Genomic DNA, 4,495 nt, shown 5'->3' on the forward strand with positions numbered 1-4,495 from the left:
ATGTACATGTTTTTGGGAGGTTAGCAGCAGCCTGCATATCGTTAGTTTTCGATGTTTTTAACTAGAGATTCACATTAATAAGTTTATTGTATGAATATTTTGATGATTGGCGCAGGAAACGTTGCCTGGCACCTTGCCACTGCGCTTGAGCAAAAAGGGAATCACATTAGTGTAGTTTATAGCCGTAACCTTGAAAATGCCCAATTGCTGGCTCAGCAGCTCAACAATGCACTTGCTACCAACCATACCAATTTTAGCGAGGTAGGGGTTGACCTGGCCATTGTAGCAGTCAAAGATGATGCTATAGCTCCATTGGTAGCCCAAATGCAGTTGCCCCCTCAAACAATTATTGCGCATACGTCGGGCAATACTCCCTTACAAGTGTTTGAACACCTCAATGGGAACAACGATTTTGGGGTTTTTTACCCTTTGCAAACATTTAGCAAAAACTCTCCGGTAGACTTTACTGCCATTCCGTTTTGTATAGAAGGCATCAATGCCAATACTGAAACCATTTTGTTTGACCTGGCGAGCCAGCTGAGCCCCAACATACATTCTATCAATAGTTTTGAGCGCAAGGTGTTGCATGTAGCTGCTGTGATTGCCTGCAATTTTACCAATCACTTATTTGCTCAGTCGGCGCATATCTTACAGCGCGAAGACATTTCGTTTGATCTGCTGAAACCTTTGATTAAGGAAACCATTCAAAAAGCCTTAAACAATGACCCCCGAGAGACACAAACCGGTCCTGCAGTACGTAATGACACCAAAGTAATTCAAGACCATTTGCAATATCTTAAGAACAACCCGTCAGCAAACGCGTTGTATACCAGCCTTACCGACAGTATTTTGCAGTGGTACACTTAAAAACTAAAGTAATGAAGCATATTTTTAAAATATTTGCATTGATAGGTTTGATTGTAGTAGGCGTGAGTTGCAAAAAGAAAGAAGAAGCAACTCCAGTAAGAGATAAGTTAATAGGCAAATGGCAAGGCGAGACTGCTACCCCAAGTGTGAGCGCTTTTGGCATAGACTTGTCTGAGGTAAATCAGCCTTTTAAAATAGACTCAGTCACGATAGATCTCATGGCAGACAACACTTTTAGCAGCAGTACTACTAACTCGCAAACCGTCAATGGTACCTGGTCACTGCAAAGCAACGATACTCAAATAAAACTAGACGGTTTTACCTTTACCTTGCCCAATATTGGCAACTTTCCATTGACTGGGGTGAAAATTCCAGATACTTATACACTTCAGGAGGTAACTGATAGTCGCCTGGTGTTGAAAGCTACCATTAGTCAAAGCATTACCTTGCCCACTATCCCTTTGCCTATTACAGTGTCGGGCGACCTGGAGTTAGTGTTTAATAAGCAGTAGGTAATCTTAGGAATGGTGTAAAAATAAATTTCTATAGTAACGCTAAAATATTTTGTTGCTAGACGCGGCACGGCAATATCCAGTAGATATTGAGCGAGCTTGCGGGATGGCCGGCCAATAGCAGCGCTATTCGGCTATTTTTTAACAAAGCATAGCCTCAAAAGATGAGGTTAAGAATGTAAATTTATTTTGGTACCATTCCTTAGCCAAATATACAGCCCGCTATGCTGATAAAATCAGGGTAGCGGGATTTTTTGTGGCGCCTTATTAAGAGGCAAACGCAGGTAAAATCGGCACTTTTTGGGATAAACTTGGTAGGTATGTTGTTTTAACAAAGAAAAACAAGTTTTTTTAGGAAGAGGCAGTAGTGTTTAAATAAGCACTTTTGGGTAAATATGGTAGCTTAAGGGTAAATTCGGTCGTTTTTCGGGTAAATCTGGTCAAATAAAATTTAGAGGGTTTCTTTGGTAATAACACATTGCAAAATATTTGTTTTATGCAAATTATCTGATTTAACGCTGTGTTTATTACATCTTAGGCGCAAGGGTGTATTAGCAAGCGACTGGAATAATGATTAGGTTTATATACCCAATGGTATTCGTAATGGTTTATTAGATGTAACTACGCAACCATTGCCCTTATCATTCCTTAGAGTTTATCAAGCTATACTATACCACAAGTTTTAAAAGAAAGATGTATACTTCCTCCATCAAGGCAAACTTGCCCATTGCTTGGTTGTGCCTTTTATTTACAACCCTTAATTGTTCGCTATTATTTGCCCAAACTACCCCAAAATCGCTTATTCATTTATCGCCAGGCTTTGAGATTATAGACCTAACGGCTGCCCAAATCACTTGGTTGCCCGATGCTCGGCACCAGCTTACTTTTCAAGATATTTTATCACCTGCCTACCAGCAAAAGTTCAAAAATATTCCGCGTTTGCATTGGGGCTATGATCGCCAAACACATTGGCTGAAAATTTGCCTGCGTCCCAACCAACGTTTAAACCAGGCATTGGTACTGGAGTTGTTTACCCGTATAGAGCAGGTGACGTTTTTTTATCAACAAAATACAAATAAAACTTCGCAGTGGGTAGCTAAAAAAGCAGGTGTAGTAAACGGTGAGTTTGATAGAAAATCGTTGGCATTGTTTAATACCAACTTGCCTTTTGTACCCAACAACCAAGCAGATATAACCACTATTTACGTAAAATTACACTCTAGCACGACTGCTACCATTTTTCGGTTCAAACTATACGAGGCTGACTACTACAACCACTACCTTATAGAACAAAACATTATCAGTGCTTTGCTATATGGGGCAGTACTGGCACTTATTATTTACAATCTTTTTCTGTTTTTTGCCCTTCGAGAAGTGACCTACCTGCTATATGTAGTGTTAGAAGTGCTCAATGTTTTGATAATGTTGGTTGTAAGTGGGCATTTTGTGTCTATATTTCCTGCTCCAGACTTCTGGTGGTTTTCACTAGACCAACTGTTATTTTTGGCAATTTTTGTAAATAGTATTTTTGCGGTGTACTTTCTTGATACGAGTCAACAATGTATGCTGAGTCATAAGGGGGTGTGGGCAATAGGAGCAGTAGCATTAGGTTTATTTGTACTTGGGGGGTGGTTTCACTGGATGCCTGTTGCCATGGCTTTTTCGTTTGTTTGTGCAGTATTATTCATAGTCAATGCCATTTACTTGTATTTTAATGGGGTAAAAGTCGCCTATTATTACCTCATTGCCTGGATATTTTACGCGGTGGGTTATTGGATTAAAGCACTTCAAGTGTTTGATTTTATTCCTTCAGATCATTACCTCATACATCAGGCTCCTTCTATTGGTATTGCACTACAGGTATTGTTTTTCTCCTTTGCTTTGGGTGATAAAATCAACCAGATAAAAAAAGACAGGTATGAAGCCCAAGGTGAGCTACTGCTTAAAACCCAGGAAAACGAGCAACTCGTTGTGTCACAAAAAGAAGTATTGGAGCAAAAGGTGGCTGAGCGTACCTACCAACTGGAAGAGTCTTACGAAGAAGTGCAACAGCAAAATCAAGCACTAAAGCAAGCAAGGCAGAAGCTTGAAAACCAACAGCGTTTGATTCAGCAACAAAATCAGGACCTGCAGCAAAGCACCCAAAAGCTCAAACAATTGAACCATACCAAAGACCGTTTTTTTGGTATCATTGCCCACGACTTGCGAGGGCCTTTAGCCTCTTTTCAAGAAGTAAATAACCTCATTCATTATTACCTGGATAAAAACAAACCCGAAAGAATAAAAAAACTGGGGCATCAAATCCACCAATCGGCCAAAAGCTTGAACAATTTGCTCAATAACTTATTAAACTGGGCACTTGTTCAGCAAAAGCTCGTTTCTTATAACCCTGAACCGCTCAACCTGAGAGCAATGGTAGAAGATTGTTTGAATAACTTTAAGACGCTCCTCGCTATACATTATATCCAAATAAAACTATCATTAGGTAATGATGGGCAGGTATGGGCAGATAAACCCTCTACCTCTAGTATGGTTCATAACCTCATTAGCAATGCGGTCAAGTTTACACCCGACAAAGGCACCATACATATAAGCATAGAGAGCAGTCATGACCAAGTAACTTTGATTGTTCAAGATTCGGGTATGGGTATGAACCAGGCAACCCTTGATCAGGTATTGGGTGCTGGTGAAGTACAAAGCCAGCAAGGAGTGAGGGGCGAAAAAGGCAGCGGGCTTGGACTCACCCTTTGCAGGGAGTTTGCTCAGTTTAACCAATGCCAACTTACCGCCGAAAGTACCTTGGGTACAGGAACTACATTTTATCTAAGTTTTGTGAAAAACAACGCCTCATTGGTTTAGTAGTGACAGATAGGGGGAGAGTATACCTGAAATAGTTTTTTAACTACGCTTTTTATAAGTTGCTAAAATCAGCGTGATATAAAAATGTAGTTACCTGTGAACCGAATCTATTTCTAAATCCCGATTCATTTCATCGGGGCAGCTTGCTGTGATGAGCTTAACAGAGTTAAACAGGGCAGACCTAGTACCTTAAATACTAAATACCTAACCCATTATTTCGGCGATTTTTGCCCACTGACTTTACTTAAAAAAACTTG

3 protein-coding genes are annotated in these 4,495 nt (G+C 40.2%); all 3 read left to right on the forward strand.

The window, feature by feature from the left end; genetic code table 11:
• Positions 1-90: 90 nt before the first annotated feature.
• The gene (locus tag Q0954_RS32945) at positions 91-867 is read left to right on the forward strand and encodes a Rossmann-like and DUF2520 domain-containing protein (protein ID WP_299465978.1); all 777 of its coding nucleotides are present in this window, start codon (positions 91-93) and stop codon (positions 865-867) included.
• 11 nt (positions 868-878) lie between these two features.
• Entirely contained in the window at positions 879-1,379 is a 501-nt protein-coding gene (locus tag Q0954_RS32950; protein WP_299465981.1) for a hypothetical protein, read from the forward strand.
• A 693-nt stretch (positions 1,380-2,072) separates the two neighbouring features.
• On the forward strand, positions 2,073-4,238 hold the full coding sequence (locus Q0954_RS32955) for a 7TM diverse intracellular signaling domain-containing protein (protein WP_299465984.1): 2,166 nt from the start codon (positions 2,073-2,075) through the stop codon (positions 4,236-4,238).
• The last annotated feature ends 257 nt before the right edge of the window (positions 4,239-4,495 follow it).

The sequence above is a fragment of the uncultured Microscilla sp. genome (genome assembly GCF_947493425.1).
Classification (GTDB): Bacteria; Bacteroidota; Bacteroidia; order Cytophagales; family Microscillaceae; genus Microscilla.